Here is a 16,586-nt window from a genome sequence, read left to right on the forward strand (position 1 = left end):
GTTCAAGCATCCCGATGCCGGCAGCTCCGATGACCCCAATCCCTCCCTCATTGGCTACTGCTGCTGCCAAGCCGGACAAAGAGATCCCGACGCTCATCCCCCCTTGAACGATCGGTATCCTCGCTTCAATGTCTCCTATTTTCAGGCTTGGTATCTTTGCTGGGTTCACGAAGGATCACTTCCTTGTACCTATCTCGCCATTCACTCTGATATTCACATACCTTCCATTAATCACGTACATAATGCTACAGCTCAGCCATCGGTGTCGTCAATATCTGCCAGTGAATTCTCCGCAAGGCAAGAAAGAGCCGCTCCGTACCGCTTGTCGAGGAGGACGGGATCGGTCAATTCGGGTTCGTTTTTCATGGTCACATAGGGAACATCGATCCCGTTTATCGTAAGCTTCCCATGCGGCTCCGGCGCGATCACCTTCCAGTCGTCTGTTTTATAGGTCTCTTCCATTTCTTCCCCCGGGACGGAATGGGTGAGGATCGAATCGCGGGCCGCCTCGTCGTACCGGGCGCGGTTCCTCCGGGTCGACTCCGCGAACGAGACGTCGATGTACAGGATCGCTGCGTTTCTCAACACCTCAGGTGACAGATGCGTCAATGCCTCGCGGTATCCGTGCTCCCGACCGCGGGAAAACTCGACTATGAGGGTGTCTCCCGGGCCGGACTCGCGCATTGCGCTTCGTACCGCAATGTCCAACTTTTCTGTCAGGAAGGCCCACATCAGCGGGTCCACCACCGCGTAGTTTCCGTCCGCCGGACGGGAGTGGAGCCTTCCCCGCCCGAGCTTCTCCCAGATATCGTCTTCGATAAACTTCTCCCACAGGATGGGGAAATCGTCGATCACGCGGATGTTCCCGATGTGATAGCGCGTCGCCCGCTGCGAGAGGGGTGTTTTCTTCATGAAGTCGATGAACTCGCTCTTTCCGCTCGCCGGCCGGCCGAGGAGGAGAAGGAGCGGGAACACATCGTCTACCCGCACCTCACCGCTGACGTACCCGAGCCCGAGTATCTGTTCCAGCTCCGCGATGAATTCAGCCGGGTCGCGGTCGGCGTCGACCGTGACAAGCCGGGTACGCCGGGCGATATGCCAGGCATCGAGGCGGGAGAGCATCCGTCCCAGGGTCTCCGCATCGATGAAGTACTCGGGCGTATTTCGCCCGTTCTGCCGGGCGATCGAAACCTCGATCGGGGCAGCGAGCCGGATGTATAGGTCGGGGGAAAGGAGAGAGTCCTCGATTTCATCGTATGCCTCTACGAACCCGGTGTCCCCGAGTGCCTGGGCGTAGGCGAGGTGAACCCCGAGGTGTGACTCCTCGAGACAGAGCTTCCCGGCGGCGATCGCAGCCTCGATTGCCGCCTGCCTGCGCGGGAGAGCGGCGATGAGCGCTGCGGTGAGCCGTTCCCGCTCCGCGAAGATGTCGATCTTCTCCCGTTCGGCCACCTCCTTCACCAGCTCCGGGAATACGGCCACTCGCTCGGGGTAGAACCGGGCGAGCAACGCCAGCGCCTCGCTCTTCCCGAGCGCAGGCAACCCTTCGATGACCACGTAGCGCATCTCCTCTCCTTTCCGCCCGGTATTCTACCCGTAATCGGTACCGGTTTTAAGTCCGGTTCGACTTCTCGGCGCTCCCCTGTATAATGAGCCGATCCGTGAAGGGGGTTTTGGGATTGAAGAAGCTGATCATTGTCGAATCGCCGACCAAGGCGCGTACGATCAGTGCGTTTTTGGGGAAGGAGTACCTCGTCCTCTCCTCCCAGGGGCACGTGCGCGACCTGCCGAAGAAAGACCTGGGGGTGGATATCGAGAACGACTTCACCCCCAAGTTCGAGACCAAGCGCACCAAGCAGGTGAAGCTGCTGCGCGATGCGGCGAAGGGAGCACAGGCGATCTACCTTGCCACTGACCACGATCGCGAGGGGGAAGCGATCGCCTATGACCTTTACACGATCCTGAAGCGCGTCGTCCCGGACGAGTCCGCGTTCTCCCGGCCGGTGTTCAACGAGATCACAAAGCGGGTGATCCTCGAGGCATTGAAATCCCCGTCTCAAATCGATTTGAACAAGGTGGAAGCGCAGCGCACGCGGCGGATCCTCGATCGTCTCGTCGGCTATCAGGTGAGCCCGCTCCTCTCCCGCATCATCGCCGGGAGCAAGTACGAGGGACTGTCGGCCGGGAGAGTGCAGTCGGTCGCGCTCCGCTTCCTATGCGACCGCGAGGCCGAGATAGCGAGCTTCGTCCCCAAGGAGTACTGGGAGATCAGCGTCGAATTGAGCGATTCCGGTACGTTCGTCGCATCCCTTACCAAGAAGGATGGGAAGAAGTTCGTGGTTCGATCGGCAGGGGAGGCAGAAGCGGTTGAAGCCGAGCTTCGGGCCGCACGGATCGCGGTCAAGGCGGTGGAGGAGAAGGAGCGACTCCGCCAGCCGCCGCCCCCGTTCATCACGAGCTCGATGCAGCAGGCGGCTTCATCGACCCTCGGGTTCTCTCCCAAGCGGACGATGCGGGTTGCCCAGGAGTTGTACGAAGGGGTCGCCCTTCCGGATGGGACGACCGGACTGATCACCTACATGCGTACCGATTCCGTCCGGATGTCGGACGAGGCGATCGGGCAGGCGCGGAAGCTGATCGAGAGGAACTTCGGCAAGGAGTATCTCGCAGAGAAGCCGCGTCGCTACCGGAACAAGAAGCGCTCCCAAGACGCGCACGAGGCGATCCGGCCGACCGACCCAGCGCGGACCCCAGAGACGGTCGCCCCTTATCTATCCCCGGACCAGCGGAAGCTCTATACCCTGATCTACAACCGTTTCCTGGCGACGCAGATGGCTCCGGCCGTCTATCGCCAGCGGAAGGTGATCGTCCAGGCCGGGGATTACATCCTCGAGGCGGCCGGGAGCACCCTCGTCTTCCCCGGGTTTCTCAAACTCTTCCCCGAACCGAAAAAGAAGGATGAGCAGGAGATCCCGAGCGGGCTGCGTCAGGGTGAGGCCCTGAAGCTGGTGAAAATCGAGAAGGTGCAGAAGTTCACCGAACCGCCCCGTCGTTATTCCGAGGCCGGGTTGGTCAACCTCCTCGAGAAGGAGGGAGTCGGCCGGCCGAGCACGTACGCCTCGATCATCTCGGTGATCCAGGAGCGGGGCTACGCGGTGAAGGAGCGGGGGAGCCTCCGTCCCACCCTCCTCGGTCAGGTCGTCGTCGATTTTCTCAAGCGCTACTTCGCCGAGACGGTCGAGCCGAAGTTCACCGCGCATATGGAGGACGACCTCGATCGGATCGAAGAGGGGACCCTCACGCGGCTCGATGCCCTCCGCGAGTTCTACGCCCCGTTCTCCGCCCGGCTTTCCGCCCTGGAATCGGTCCTCGGGAACGGGGGGAAGCGGCCGTTCCGGGTGATGAGCGACCTGAATTGCGATAAGTGCGGGGCGCCGATGGAACTCCGCTACTGGAAGGGGACGTATTTCCTCGGCTGCTCCAACTACCCGGAGTGCAAGAACACGGTCAACCTCCCACCCGATCTTCCCTACAAGTACATCGACGGGAAGCTGATCGTGCGCGAGGCGCTCGCCGAGTACGCGGCGAAGGACGCGCAGACGATCCCCTGTCCGGAGTGCGGCGCGCCGATGGAGCTTCGCACCGGCCGCTACGGCCGCTACTACAAGTGCACCAACCCCGAATGCGGGAAGACCGCCCCGGTCTCGACCGGAGTTCCCTGCCCGAAGTGCGGGGAAGGGGTACTCGTCGAGAAGTATTCGACCAAAACGCGGCGCACGTTCTACAGCTGCAGCAATTATCCCAAATGCCGGTTCGCCGTCTCCGAGCGGCCGGTAAAGGTCTGCCCGAGCTGCGGCGCTGGGGTGCTGGTGGAGAAGGGCGGCAAGCTCAAGTGCACCAACAAGGAATGCGCCTACGAGGAGCCGATTGAGCCCTGATTACGCCTTCTCGGCGAGGAGCTTGAACCACTCCAGCCGCTTCCGGAGATCGGAGTCCTGCAGCTTGGCAAGCGCCTCTTTCTGGATCTGGCGGACCCGCTCGCGACTGATTCCGAACTCAAGCCCGACTTCGTCCAGGGTGCGCGGCTGGTAGTCGTTCAGCCCGTAGCGGAGCTCGAGGATCCGTCGTTCGCGCTCGGTCAGCCGCTCGTCGAGTGCCTTCTCCAGCTCCTGGACGAGCAGGTGCTCGAACGTCTCCTTCTCCGGCGACTCGGCGGTGCGGTCGGCGATGAAATCGCCGAGGACCGAGCCGTCGTCGTCGTAGCCGATCGGCATATCGAGCGAGGTCATGCTCTGGGCCGTCTTCTTCGCCTTGATGATGTTCTCCACCGTGGTGTCGAGCTCGTCGGCGAGCTCCTCCGGGGTCGGGGCCTCCCCGTACTCCTTCATGTGGCTCCGCTCGACCTGGTAGATCTTGCGGATCAGCTCGTTGATGTGGGTGGGAACGCGGATCGTGCGCGACCGGTTGGTGATCGCGCGCAGGATCGCCTGCCGAATCCACCACGTCGCGTAGGTGGAGAACTTGTATCCCTTGGTGTAGTCGAACTTCTCGATCGCCTTCATCAACCCGAGGTTCCCTTCCTGGATCAGGTCGAGGAACGGGAGCCCGCAGCCACGGTACTTCTTGGCGATCGAAACGACGAGGCGGAGGTTCGCCTCGGCGAGCTCCTCCTTGGCACGCTTGTCCCCGGCCTCGATCCGCTTGGCGAGACGGACCTCGTCCTCCCGGGTGAGGAGAGGGACGCGGCTGATCTCGCCGAAGTAGGTACGGATCGGGTTATCCGATCGCGACCGACGCTCCGGCTCCGCCTTGTGCTCCGGCTCCGGGGCGGTGCTCAGGTTCCCCTTAAGGTTGATCGTCGCCTTGTTTTCCTTCATCTCCTCTTTCCTCCTGAAAGCCCCATCGGGGATTACCCAGACAGAATCGGGCAGCCCGAGGGGCCCCCGATTCGTCATCAGTTCTTGATAAACTTAACTACCAATGATTTCTGTTCCCTCAGTCTCCGCCCTTAGTATAGCACACTTTTGCGAAAAAGTGAAGTAACCCGGAACCGACGATCAAGTCAAGAAAAGCGGCACAAATTTCTGGGCTTTCGTATCCACCAGGCCGCGGTCGGTCAGGCGCAGCTCAGGGATCACCGGGAGCGCAAGAAGGGAGAAGGTCATGAACGCGTTGTTCAACCGGCAGCCGCACTCCTCAAGTCCGCGGTGGAGTCGCTCCGCCTGTGCCGCCACCTCCTCGGCCGGTGCGGAAGACATCAGCCCTGCAATCGGAAGCGGGATCTCGGCCAGGACCTCATTCCCGCGGACGAGGCAGACACCGCCTCCCATCTCCGCCACCCGGTTCCCGGCTTGCGCCATTGCATTTGGATCGGTCCCCATGATCAGGAGGTTGTGGGAGTCGTGGGATACGGTGCTCGCCAGGGCGCAGCGCGGGGAGAGCCCGAACCCGGATACGAATCCGTGGCCGATCCTCCCGCTTCGGTGGTGCCGCTCGACGACCGCAAGGAACGCGAGATCCCCGTCGGTAGGAAGTCTGACCTTTCCGTCCTCCACCGGGAGCTCCACCGTCCGCGCGTTCGTGATCACCTGGTTCTCCACCACCCCGATCGCGCGAGCGGCCACAGTTCCGGAATCAATCGGGGCATCGACCTCGAAATCGGCCGGGGTGAGGGAGCGAGCGAGGTGAACGCTGTCCCGCGCTTCCGGGGGATAGGCGGGCGGGGTGATCTCGACCGTGAGTTTCCCATCGGCGGCAACCACCGCTCCATCGGCGAGCACGAGCTCGATCGGGAGGCTCTTCAAGTCGGATGTGATGATGATGTCGGCAAACCGCCCCGGGGCGATGCAGCCGACGTCGTGCGATACCTTGAAGTGCTCGGCTGTGTTCAGGGTCGCCATCTGGATCGCGGTGATCGGCGGGAGGCCGCTCTTGATCGCAAGGCGGACGACGTCGTCCATGTGGCCATCCGTTACTAAGGTACCGGGGTGACGATCGTCGGTGCACAATGCGACCCGGTGTGGGTCGATCCCGGATTCAGTCACCGCGGATAGTTGAGCGACGAGATCGTGCCAGGCCGAGCCCTGGCGGAGGAACGCGATCATCCCCTGACGCACGCGTGCGATCGCATCCGCAGCGGTCCTCCCCTCATGATCGTCGCTCGGCCCAGCAGCGGCGTAGGCGTGAAATCCCGCCCCGAGCTCTGGGGAGGCATAGTGCCCGCACACGGTCTTACCGGCGCGAAGCGTCGCCGCGATCTCGGCGTGCAGCTTCTCGTCGCCGGCCGCGACTCCCGTGTAGTTCATCACCTCACCGAGCCCGATCACGTTCGGCCAGGTGAGGGCCTCTTCCACCTCGGTCGGACCGATCTCTCCCCCGGTCGTCTCGAACCCTGGTGCAGCAGGAACGCAGGACGGGACTTGCACGTAGATCGCCAGCGGAACGGTTCGGGCTTCATCTGCCATCAGCTTCACCCCGGGCAGGCCGAGCACGTTTGCGATCTCGTGGGGGTCGATAAACGCACCGGTCGTCCCGTGTGGGAGGACGGCGCGAGTGAACTGGGTCACGGTGAGCATCGAGCTTTCCACATGCATGTGAGCATCGAGGAGACCGGGGACGAGGTACCGTCCGGCTGCCTTCACCACCGTTGTCTCCTCCCCGATCAGCGGGGATGCGTCTGGACCGCAGTACGCGATCCTCCCTGCATACACAGCGATATCGGTATGATCGATGATCTCCCCCGAGCAGACGTTCACCCAGCGGCCGTCCCGAATGACCAACGTAGCGGGGCGGCGCCCCATCGCCACAGCCGCGAGTTCCCGAGTTACCTCATAAAGCGGGATCCTTTTCCGCATCGATGCCCTCCTTTTTTGCACCCGCCTATTCTACCGGAAAAGCGGGGAAAGGAAAGCGTTGCAAATGATATCGAGACGCAGCTTGACGCAAGCGCATTCTGAAAGTATACTCGTTTCGCCAATCCACTAGGTCGAAACAGAGGGCCGGCTGCGGTTCAGGCCGACAGTCGGTGAAACTAAAAGCTTTCGAGCGGTGTGGTTGATCGATTCGGAGCCGCACCCTCGGGCAAGGAGGGAGAAACAGTGAAAAAAGTTTGGTTAATCGGCCTCGTGTTCGTGTTGGTCCTTGGGTTGATGGCGGTGGCGGCGGTGAAGAACCCCGATACCCTCGTCGTCGCTACAATCGGGGACCAGAACACGATGGACCCAGCGTGGTGCTATGACACTGCGAGCGGTGAGGTCATCTGGAACACGATGGACAACCTGTTCCAGTACGATGGCGAAAGCACGGAGAAGCTCCTCCCGATGCTCGCTACGGTTGTCCCAACCCTTGATAATGGTTTGATCACTCAGGCCCCGGACGGGACGACCTATATCGACGTCCCGATCCGCAAGGGAGTGAAGTTCCACGACGGTACTGAGCTTACCCCGGAGGACGTAGAGTACTGCATCGAGCGGGCGATGATCTTCGACCGCTCGGGTGGCCCGTCCTGGATGTTCTGGGAGCCGTTCAGCGGGATCAAGTACGGGTCGATCGAGGACTGCGCCAAGGACCTGGCCGGGGTGGACGATTTCTCCAAGGTCCCGCCGGAGATCCTGAAGAAGGTGTACGACGAGTGGGTCGACCCGGCGGTGGAGGTTAAGCCGGGGAACATCGTCGAGTTCAAGCTCCCCAAGCCGTATCCTCCGATCCTGCAGATCCTGACCCATGGTGCGAGCTGGTCGGCGATCTACAGCAAGGCGTGGGCGATCTCCAAGGGGGCGTGGGATGGCAAGGCAACGACTTGGCAGAACTACCACGACCCGGAGCGGGAGAACGATCCGCTGTACGACTCGGAGATGGGTTCCGGACCCTACATCCTGACCAAGTGGGATCCGGGAGTGGAAGTGACCATGGAGGCGTTCGACGACTATTGGGCCGGTGCTCCTAAGATTAAGCACGCTGTCATCAAGACAGTTGAGGAGTGGGGCACCCGCCGGCTGATGCTCGAGTCGGGCGATGCCGATATCGTTTACGTCCCGCGCCAGTACCTGTCCCAGGTCGAGGGAATGGACGGAGTGCGGATAATCACCGGGCTTCCCACCCTTTCCAACGCCGTCGTCTTCTTCAACTCCGGTGTGACCGAAGGTAGCAAGTACGTCGGTAGTGGTCAGCTCGACGGGAACGGGATCCCGCTTGACTTCTTTGCTGACGTCAACGTGCGCAAGGCGTTCTGCTACGCGTTCGACTACCAGACCTACATCGACGAGGCATGGCTCGGCCAGGCGATTCAGCCGACCGGTCCGATCGTGAAGGGCCTGGCATACTACCCGGAGAATTCCCCGGTCTACACCTACGACCTCGCCAAGGCAGAAGAGTACTTCAAGAAAGCCTACGATGGTCAGGTATGGGCAAAGGGGTTCAAGATGACCGCGGTGTACAACTCGGGTAACGACCAGCGGAAGACCGCACTTGAGATCCTGCGGGACAACATCGAGTCACTGAACCCGAAGTTCCACATCGACGTGGTCGGTGTGCAGTGGTCGTCGTTCCTCGACGCGTTGGTCGGCGGACAGATGCCAGTGTACATGCTCGGATGGCTGGCTGACTACCCTGACCCGCATAACTTCGTGTCGCCGTACATGAGCAGTACGGGTACGTTCATGGGGTTCCAGGGTGACGCGTTGGTCAACCTGGCAAAGGAGAAGTTCGATCCGTTAATCGAGAAGGGAATCACCCAGCTCGCCCCGGAGGATCGCCGTGCCACCTACGCTGAGCTGCAGAAGCTCGCGTACGACTACGCGATCGACATCTTCCCAGTACAGGCGACGGGTGTACACGTAGAGCGGACCTGGGTCAAGGGTTGGTACTACAACCCGATGCGCCCGGGGACCGACTTCTACTCCCTGTCGAAGTCGGAAGACTAATCCTTAACTGAACTTCAATGGGGGCGAGTGGATGATCACTCGCCCCCTCATCAAACGAGGGGAGAGGGCGGATTTAGATTATGATTGCCTACATTATCAGGCGGTTGTTTTTGCTCCCTATTGTCCTTATCGGGCTTTCTTTATTGATCTTCGGCATGATGCAGCTCCTCAGCCCGTACGATCGCTTAAGCACGTATGTACGCGATCCGGCACAATTGAAACAGGGGCCTGAGGTGCTGAAACAACTGATGGACAAGTACGGGCTGAACGATCCGATTTGGGTCCAGTACGGCCGTTGGTTGAACAACGTTATCCACGGCAATCTCGGGTACTCGGAATCGGCGAACATGGAGGTAACTAAAGCGATCATGCGATTCCTGCCCGCCACGGCGCAGCTTGCCCTGTTCGCTGCAATCCCGGTGGTTTTCGGAGGGATATGGCTTGGGATGGTGTCCGCTGTCCATCACAATGGGTTGATCGATCATACTACGCGAATAATGGCTCTGACCGGGTGGTCACTTCCTACATTCGTGATGGGGCTCCTGTTGTTGATGATATTCTATGGGTGGCTGGGGTGGTTCCCCTCGGGCGAGCTGAGCAACTGGGCCGCGCGCATCGTGGACTCACCGCAGTTCGTGCGTTACACCGGGATGAACGCAATCGACGCTATTCTCAACGGTAACCTTGCTGTGTTGGGCGATACCCTCCGGCATCTCATTCTCCCGGTGTTCACCCTCGCGTACGTCCAGTGGGCGCTCCTCTTGCGTGTTATGCGTTCCTCCATGCTTGAGACCCTGAGACAGGATTACATCACCACCGCCCGTGCCAAGGGGGTGGCGGAGCGAGTGGTGATCAAAAAGCACGCCCGGGCGAACGCCCTCCTCCCGGTGATTACGATCGCCGGAGTGATGGTCGCTGGGCTCCTCCGCGGAGTGGTGATCACAGAAACGATCTTTAACTACCACGGACTAGGATTGTTTGCCGTCCAGGCGGCGCAGCAGCTTGATTTCTCGGCGATCATCGGATTTGCCCTGTTTACTGGTATGCTGATGATCCTTACCAATTTGATCGTCGATCTCCTTTATGCGTACATCGATCCTCGGGTAAAACTGGGTTAGGGGGCGAAGGAAATGTATAACAAAGCTGAAACCGAAACGCACGGGAAACTCTTCTCGCTCGTGATGTGGTTTGTCCTGATTCCGGTGCGAATTTACCGCTCGAAGATCCTGCGCAAGCTCCTCAAGAATCCGATTTCCGTTGCCGGCTTTGCTCTTGTAATATTCTTCGCGGTGATTGCAATCCTCGCTCCAGTTCTTGCCCCTCCGGCCCGCCCGAGTCGCCCGTATCAGATCCCCCGTTCCGGTTACAGCGCTATCCCCAAGCCGCCGAGTCCGGAACATCCGTTTGGAACGACCGAGGGACAGTACGATATCTACTACGGCATCATTTGGGGGACGCGAACCGCGTTCTACGTGGGACTGGTGGTCGTAGGAGCGGCTGCTGGGATTGGAATCGTCATCGGCTCCTTCTCCGCTTATTATGGAGGCCTGATTGATGAAATTGTAATGCGAATCACTGATATATTCATGTCGTTCCCGTTCCTCGTTGCTGCAATGGTCTTGACTACGATTCTCGGGAAGGGGCTCGATAAAGTTATCGTTGCATTGATTGTATTTGGATGGATGAGCTATGCGCGCGTTATTAGAAGTGAAATACTAAGTATAAGAGAATTAGCTTACGTAGAATCCGCGCGGGCAATAGGAGCAAACGACGCACGGATAGTCCTTCGACATGTCCTTCCGAATGCCATTTATCCGATCCTCGTACAGGCGTCGATGGACATCGGTTCCATGGTGTTGACCGCAGCTGCGCTCAGCTTCCTCGGGGTCGGAGCCGAGCCCGGATATGCCGACTGGGGCCAGATGATCAGCTTTGCCCGCAACTGGATCCTTGGTGGGCAGGGTAACCCGTTGCAGTACTGGTACACCGTTATCTATCCTGGTGCCGCCATCCTGTTCTTCTGCCTGGGTTGGAACCTCCTTGGAGACGCATTGCGGGATGTGCTCGACCCACGCATGAGGGGGAGGAAGGCATAGCCGGAGCGGGGCGGAAATGCTGAGCTACATCCTGCGGCGGCTCTTGCTTGTTCCATGGGTATTGCTTGGACTTACGTTCGTCATTTTCGGTTTTCTCCAGCTGCTTGGACCTAACCAACGCTTGAGCACTTACGTGCGCGATCCGGCTCAGCTGAAACAAGGCACGGAAGTACTGCGCCAGTTGGCACACAAATACGGGCTGGACGACCCAATATGGGTCCAATACGGCCGTTGGTTGAACAACGTGCTTCATGGTAACCTCGGGTATTCCGAATCAGCGAACATGCCAGTCGATCGCGCGATACTCCGCTTCCTTCCGGCATCGACCGAGCTCGCACTGTATGCAATCCTTCCCATGATCATGGGGAGCATCTGGCTCGGCACCATTTCCGCAGTCCACCATAACGACCCGATCGATCACGCTACGCGGGTAATGGCGTTAACGGGTTGGTCTTTTCCCACCTTCGTGTTCGGACTGCTGGTTTTGATGCTTCTATACAAGTGGTTCCCAGCCGGGCGGCTGAGCATCTGGGCTGACCGGATTGTCAACAGCCCGGAGTTCATTCGGTACACCGGGATGAACACGTTCGATGCGATTCTGAACGGCAATTGGGCGGTGTTCCTCGATGCCATCCGCCATATGGTCCTTCCGGTGATCACCCTCTCTTATGTCTCCTGGGCGTTGATCCTACGGGTCATGCGCTCTTCGATGCTCGAGACCCTGAGACAGGATTACATCACCACCGCACGGGCCAAGGGGCTGCCGGAGCAAGTGGTGATCAAGAAGCACGCCCGGCGGAACGCGATGCTCCCGGTGGTCACCCTCGCTGGGCTGACGGTCGCCGGGCTGATCAACGGCGTGGTGATAGTGGAGACGATATTCAACTACCACGGGTTGGGGCTGTTCGCCGTCCGTGCCGCACAGCAGCTCGACTTCGCCGCCATCCTTGGGTTCGCTATGTTCAATGGGTTGCTCCTTGTGGTGACAAACCTGGTGATCGACATCCTGTACGCGTACCTCGATCCGCGGGTAAAGCTCCAATAACGCCCTCACTTGTTCCACGGCGCCATCAATGGGTGGCGATCGTAGTTGTATCCCCCCTGGATCTTATGCGGGGTGTCGCCGATCCCGTCGCTGTTTCTGTCCCGTCCGTGGTATTGTTTTCCCCAGAAGTTCCCTTCGCTTCCGTTGTCCCACACGTTGTAACCGGAGTCCATCACCACCGCTTCGAAGAAGTTGTTGTGGAAGATGCGGTTTCCGCCGCTCCCAAGGTACAGAGAAAGACCGGCACGGCCGCGGAACGAGTTCTCGACGATCAGGTTGGACGTAGAACTGTCCATGATCACGATCCCGCTGTTCCGACCCGAGAACTCATTCCCGATTATGGTGCTCCCGCGGCAGTGCGACATTCGGATCCCCATCCCGGTACAGTCGAGAAACCGACACTTCCGCACCCGCGCTCCGGATAGATCCTTGAGGGAGAGCCCGAGAGCATCGGCGTGGAACTCGCACCCCTCTAACGCGACATGTGGGCTGTTGATCACTTCGATTCCGACACGAGATGCGCTCTGCACCATCACATCCCTGATCAAGATGTACGCCTTGACCCCGGTGATCACGATTCCATAACCGGTTGTGCTCCCGTCGATTACCCAATCCGCGATTATGAAAGGATCGGATTCCGTCCCGCTTCCCTCGGTAATCCCGTTCGTTCGGATCAGGTCGCCGGGCGCGGAGATGGTGATCGGATCATGCTCAGTGGCCGCAAACCCGACTGCGTGTATGAGGAGCAGAGCGATCAATGTCGGGATAAAAAGCATCTGTTTCATCGTGCACCTCCTCGCTTTGTTCACGAACGATCCTAGCACTCGTACGATGCCGGAATCAAGGGGACAGATGAACTGCGCTGGGGCGTAAAGCATGTCCGCACAGTTGCGGTCGGGGTTCGTTTCATTTCGTCTTCGGAGCGGATAGGCTGCAGTGATGAAAGGGGGAATGATGAATAATCGTAATCCGCGCCGGTGGTTGTTGGTCCTGGTCGGGCTTTCCGCCATGCTGTGGGGGCTGTTCGGCTGTACCGGAGAGGCGCCGCGCGTCGCGTTGGATGCGGCGGTGACGAACGGGCAGGCGCCGCTCGAGGTGCCGTTTGACCTGTCCCATTCCGATATTCCGCCGGGGATAATCGTGCACTACACCCTCGACTTTGGCGACGGAACCCCACCAGCGACCGGGACCGACCTCGGCGTTGTCGTTCACCACACCTACGAGAACGCCGGTGTGTTCACCGCCACCCTCACGGTAACGGATGGCGAGGGGCATCAAGGGACTGATTCGATCACGATCACGGTGAGCTTCGCTCCGCCTCCGGTCGGAACGGGCGTGGGAATGACCGCTCCCGATTTCACCGCCCATACCACCGATGGGGGTGAGATCACCCTCTCCGACTACCGCGGTCAGGTGGTGATCCTCGAGTTCTGGGGAGCGTGGTGCACGCCGTGCAAGAAGAGCATGCCCCACCTGCAGGACCTCTACGATCAATACCATGACCAAGGGCTCGTCGTCGTGGCGGTGAGCACCGATCAGGACGAACAGGACACGATCGACTACCTCGCCGCGAACGGCTACACTGACTTTATCAGCGTCTGGGAACCGGGAGGGAAGCACGAAAGCCCGATCACCAAGCTGTACAAGGTGGCGAGCCCCCTCGTTGGGATCCCACGGACGTTCCTGATCGACCGCCAGGGGGTGATCCGCTACGTCGGCCATCCCATGGATCTCGACGCCCAGCTCATCCAAGGACTCCTGTGAACCCGCCCCGGCGCCAGCGGCGGAGCCACACGAGGACGAGCCCTGATCCGATGAGGCCGACGGCGCTCCCGAACGGGAAGACGGCGGACAGTCCGAACGCATCGGCGATCAGTCCGGAGGCAGGAGGTCCGATCATCTGGCCGGCGGCGAACGCCGATCCCTGCAACCCGGCCAGGGTCCCCATTCCGTGCGTCCGGCCGAGCTCGGTGCGGAACGCGAGGATCGACGCCCGCGACAGGGCCGAGAGCGCCCCGATCGCGAACATCGTCCCTACGATCCCTCCCACCCGATGGATGAACGGGACGGCGAGGAGGAGGAGAGGGGCGCCGACGCTCCCGAGGATGATCTGAGGGAAGCGGGGGAAGCGGTCGGCGAGGAATCCAAACGGGATCTGAAGGAGTCCTCCCCCGAGCATGTACACCGACAGGACCAGCCCGATGCTCGCCTCCCCCAGTCCGGCGCTCGCTGCCGCGAACAGGGGATAGAACGTGTTGAACCCCTGCCGCCAGAACCCGCGCGTGGCGACGTAGATGCAGATCGCCTTTACCCCGTCGTTGCTTATCACCTCCCGCAGGGGGACGATCTCCGTCTCGGCACAGCGCTCATCGCGCCGGGCGTGGTCAGCCGGAACGGTCCGAGCCACGAGGAGGAGCGCGATCGTGCTCAGCGCTCCCATCCCGTAAAACGCCGCTTGGTACGAGAATGCCGCACTCAGGCTCCCGCCGAGGAGCGGGCCGAGCGCCATCCCGAGGAACATCGCGGAGTAGAACCCGTTCATGTACCGCCCCTCCTTCCCCGGTGGGGTGATGTCCCCGATGTAGGCCTGGGCGATCGGGGTCACCATCACCGACGCCCCTCCCTGGATGAGGCGAAACAGGCCGAGCTGCCACAAGCTCGAAGCGATGGCGTACAGGATGGAGACGACAGCATACCCAGCCAGACCAGCGACGAGCATCCGCTTCCGCCCGATCCGGTCGGAGATGCGACCGAGGATCGGCCCGAGCAGGCTGCGAGATAGGGAGAACGCTGCGATCACAAGGCCGATCGATACCCCGGTGGCGGAGAACGTCTCGGCGTAGAGGGGGAGGATCGGAGCGATGATCCCCACCCCGATCATGGCGACGGACACGGCGATGAACAGGCTGATGAACGTTTTCCGCATCTGGCTCCTTATGCAGTCTGGTCCCGGTTAAGATAGCCGATGGTCGCGTGCGTGTCCACCCCTTGCCCGGCTGATTTTTGGGGGATATGATCCCTTCCCGTGACCAACAAGGAAGGAGTTCGTGAACGCGCAGTCTCGTGGCGGCGGGTGACCCCGCTTTTTCTCGGCCATCTGGTCACGGACGGATTCGGGGGCTTCTTCGCTCCCCTCCTCCCGCTTCTGATCGACCGGCTCGACCTCTCCCTCGCCATGGCCGGGGTGTTGGGGACGATCCGCATCCTGAGCGGCTCCCTCACCCAACCCGTCCTTGGCTACCTTCTCGATCGGGCGCAGCGCCCGATCCTTGCGGTTGTCGGCCCGATCATCGCTATCCTGGCGATGGGCTCGATCGGCTTGGTGAACAGTTCCTGGCAGCTCGCTGTGCTCCTCGCCGTCGGTGGGCTGGGAGTCGCCCTGTTCCATCCGGCGAACGCCTCCCTCGTCGCCACCACTGGAGGGGGAAAACGGGGGTTGGCGATGGCGTTCTTCTCTGCCGGAGGGACGCTCGGCGGGGCACTCTCCCCGCTCATCATCGTCCCCTACGTGAACGCCCTTGGTCTGGAGAGGACCCCGTGGCTGATCCTCCCTGGATTGGCCGCCGTCGGGCTGATCGCTGTTTCCATCAGTAACAACACCACCGCCTATCGGCCGACGACCGCGCCGCCACGGGAGCGGTTCAACCTGCGGGGGCTGCCGCCTGCGCTCATCGCCATCTGGCTCGTGATCGTCTTCCGTTCCCTTGCTGGGACATCGTTCTGGAACTTCCTCGCCGTCCTGATAACCCAGCGCGGCGCCTCGACCCTCCTCGGCGGGGCCGGGATCAGCCTGTTCTCCCTGGCCGGGGCATTGGGCGGATTCGTCGGTGGGGCGCTTTCCGATCGGATCGGGCCACGGTGGGTCATGTTCGGCTCTCTCCTCCTCTCCTTCCCGTTCCTCCTTTTGTTCTTGCACGGTCCGGCCGCGCTTTCGCTCATCTTCCTCGGGCTAGCCGGCTTCTTCCTGTTCGGCTCCACCCCGGTCGGGATCGTCGCCGCCCAACGCCTCCTCCCGGGAAAGACAGGCCTGGTCTCCGGATTGGTGATGGGGTTCGCCTGGGGAGTGGGAGGGCTCCTCCTCACCCCGATCGGCTGGCTCGCCGACCTGTACGGTCTCGTACCCGTGATGACCGGGGTCGCCTTCCTTCCTCTCGTCGGAGCAGGACTTGCTCTCCTCTACCGCGAGCCGATGGAATAGCGGGCGGGGCGGTTGCCCCGCCCGAGCGGTCAATTCTGCGATTCGACGATGAACTGGTAGTAGATTGGGATCTGAGTGGCAAACCCGTCGGCGGACGTGGTCTGCGAGAGCGTTATCCGCACGTGTGTCCCGACCACCTGCTCCAGCCCGCGTGCGAAATCGGTGAAGTACTTCAGCCCGCGGTCCTGTCGGTCGGAGAATGTCGTAGTGCTCCAGGTTCTGAACGGACCTCCCGCCACTGAAACCTCCACGGTCACGGTGATCGCATCCCCGTCCCGCAGCTCGGACAGGTCGATCCAGCCGGAGAGGTCGAACGCGGCGGTGGT

At 61.0% G+C, this 16,586-nt stretch carries 14 protein-coding genes; 7 read left to right on the forward strand and 7 right to left on the reverse strand.

Features of this window, described 5'->3' with window-relative positions; translation table 11 throughout:
* Positions 1-154: nitronate monooxygenase (locus tag J7J55_01130; protein MCD6141310.1), on the reverse strand; the 154-nt coding region annotated here is incomplete at its 3' end.
* 98 nt (positions 155-252) lie between these two features.
* Positions 253-1,566: a hypothetical protein gene (locus J7J55_01135; GenBank protein ID MCD6141311.1), complete on the reverse strand. Its 1,314-nt coding sequence runs from the start codon at positions 1,564-1,566 to the stop codon at positions 253-255.
* A 107-nt stretch (positions 1,567-1,673) separates the two neighbouring features.
* On the opposite strand from J7J55_01135, the gene topA reads away from it, so the two are divergent.
* On the forward strand, positions 1,674-3,938 hold the full coding sequence (gene topA / locus J7J55_01140; GenBank protein MCD6141312.1) for a type I DNA topoisomerase: 2,265 nt from the start codon (positions 1,674-1,676) through the stop codon (positions 3,936-3,938).
* On the opposite strand, the gene J7J55_01145 is transcribed toward topA, so the two are convergent.
* Both J7J55_01145 and ade read right to left on the reverse strand, forming a co-directional pair.
* Positions 3,939-4,955, reverse strand: a complete 1,017-nt coding sequence (locus J7J55_01145; protein MCD6141313.1) for a sigma-70 family RNA polymerase sigma factor — start codon at positions 4,953-4,955, stop codon at positions 3,939-3,941.
* Positions 4,956-5,057: 102 nt separating this feature from the next.
* The gene (gene ade / locus J7J55_01150; GenBank protein ID MCD6141314.1) at positions 5,058-6,854 is read right to left on the reverse strand and encodes an adenine deaminase; all 1,797 of its coding nucleotides are present in this window, start codon (positions 6,852-6,854) and stop codon (positions 5,058-5,060) included.
* A gap of 243 nt (positions 6,855-7,097) precedes the next feature.
* Between ade and J7J55_01155 the strand changes: the two genes are divergently transcribed.
* The 4 genes from J7J55_01155 (at position 7,098) to J7J55_01170 (ending at position 12,062) form a co-directional block, all read left to right on the forward strand.
* The gene (locus J7J55_01155) at positions 7,098-8,921 is read left to right on the forward strand and encodes an ABC transporter substrate-binding protein (protein MCD6141315.1); all 1,824 of its coding nucleotides are present in this window, start codon (positions 7,098-7,100) and stop codon (positions 8,919-8,921) included.
* Positions 8,922-9,001: 80 nt separating this feature from the next.
* Positions 9,002-10,039: an ABC transporter permease gene (locus J7J55_01160; protein MCD6141316.1), complete on the forward strand. Its 1,038-nt coding sequence runs from the start codon at positions 9,002-9,004 to the stop codon at positions 10,037-10,039.
* A 63-nt stretch (positions 10,040-10,102) separates the two neighbouring features.
* On the forward strand, positions 10,103-11,017 hold the full coding sequence (locus J7J55_01165) for an ABC transporter permease (GenBank protein MCD6141317.1): 915 nt from the start codon (positions 10,103-10,105) through the stop codon (positions 11,015-11,017).
* Between the two features lie 16 nt (positions 11,018-11,033).
* Positions 11,034-12,062, forward strand: coding sequence for an ABC transporter permease (locus J7J55_01170; GenBank protein MCD6141318.1), 1,029 nt, complete (start codon positions 11,034-11,036; stop codon positions 12,060-12,062).
* 5 nt (positions 12,063-12,067) lie between these two features.
* On the opposite strand, the gene J7J55_01175 is transcribed toward J7J55_01170, so the two are convergent.
* Positions 12,068-12,847: a right-handed parallel beta-helix repeat-containing protein gene (locus J7J55_01175; protein ID MCD6141319.1), complete on the reverse strand. Its 780-nt coding sequence runs from the start codon at positions 12,845-12,847 to the stop codon at positions 12,068-12,070.
* A gap of 169 nt (positions 12,848-13,016) precedes the next feature.
* Here J7J55_01175 and J7J55_01180 point away from each other — a divergent pair, with 169 nt between their 5' ends.
* Positions 13,017-13,826: a redoxin domain-containing protein gene (locus J7J55_01180; protein ID MCD6141320.1), complete on the forward strand. Its 810-nt coding sequence runs from the start codon at positions 13,017-13,019 to the stop codon at positions 13,824-13,826.
* Here J7J55_01180 and J7J55_01185 read toward each other — a convergent pair.
* A complete protein-coding gene (locus tag J7J55_01185) occupies positions 13,807-14,988 on the reverse strand; it encodes an MFS transporter (protein MCD6141321.1) in 1,182 nt (393 codons plus the stop codon). The genes J7J55_01180 and J7J55_01185 overlap by 20 nt on opposite strands.
* A gap of 147 nt (positions 14,989-15,135) precedes the next feature.
* On the opposite strand from J7J55_01185, the gene J7J55_01190 reads away from it, so the two are divergent.
* The gene (locus tag J7J55_01190; GenBank protein ID MCD6141322.1) at positions 15,136-16,260 is read left to right on the forward strand and encodes an MFS transporter; all 1,125 of its coding nucleotides are present in this window, start codon (positions 15,136-15,138) and stop codon (positions 16,258-16,260) included.
* 29 nt (positions 16,261-16,289) lie between these two features.
* Here J7J55_01190 and J7J55_01195 read toward each other — a convergent pair.
* The coding region (locus J7J55_01195) for a hypothetical protein (GenBank protein ID MCD6141323.1) at positions 16,290-16,586 on the reverse strand (297 nt) is incomplete at its 5' end.

The organism is Candidatus Bipolaricaulota bacterium (assembly GCA_021159055.1).
Taxonomy (GTDB): Bacteria; Bipolaricaulota; Bipolaricaulia; order UBA7950; family UBA9294; genus S016-54.

Excerpts from the sequence above, each read along its gene's own strand:
- J7J55_01135 (MCD6141311.1), bottom strand. The coding sequence starts at position 1,566 with ATGCGCTACGTGGTCATCGAAGGGTTGCCTGCGCTCGGGAAGAGCGAG.
- J7J55_01145 (MCD6141313.1), bottom strand. The coding sequence starts at position 4,955 with ATGACGAATCGGGGGCCCCTCGGGCTGCCCGATTCTGTCTGGGTAATC.
- ade (MCD6141314.1), bottom strand. The coding sequence starts at position 6,854 with ATGCGGAAAAGGATCCCGCTTTATGAGGTAACTCGGGAACTCGCGGCT.
- J7J55_01160 (MCD6141316.1), top strand. The coding sequence starts at position 9,002 with ATGATTGCCTACATTATCAGGCGGTTGTTTTTGCTCCCTATTGTCCTT.
- J7J55_01165 (MCD6141317.1), top strand. The coding sequence starts at position 10,103 with ATGTGGTTTGTCCTGATTCCGGTGCGAATTTACCGCTCGAAGATCCTG.
- J7J55_01170 (MCD6141318.1), top strand. The coding sequence starts at position 11,034 with ATGCTGAGCTACATCCTGCGGCGGCTCTTGCTTGTTCCATGGGTATTG.
- J7J55_01175 (MCD6141319.1), bottom strand. The coding sequence starts at position 12,847 with ATGAAACAGATGCTTTTTATCCCGACATTGATCGCTCTGCTCCTCATA.
- J7J55_01180 (MCD6141320.1), top strand. The coding sequence starts at position 13,017 with ATGAATAATCGTAATCCGCGCCGGTGGTTGTTGGTCCTGGTCGGGCTT.
- J7J55_01185 (MCD6141321.1), bottom strand. The coding sequence starts at position 14,988 with ATGCGGAAAACGTTCATCAGCCTGTTCATCGCCGTGTCCGTCGCCATG.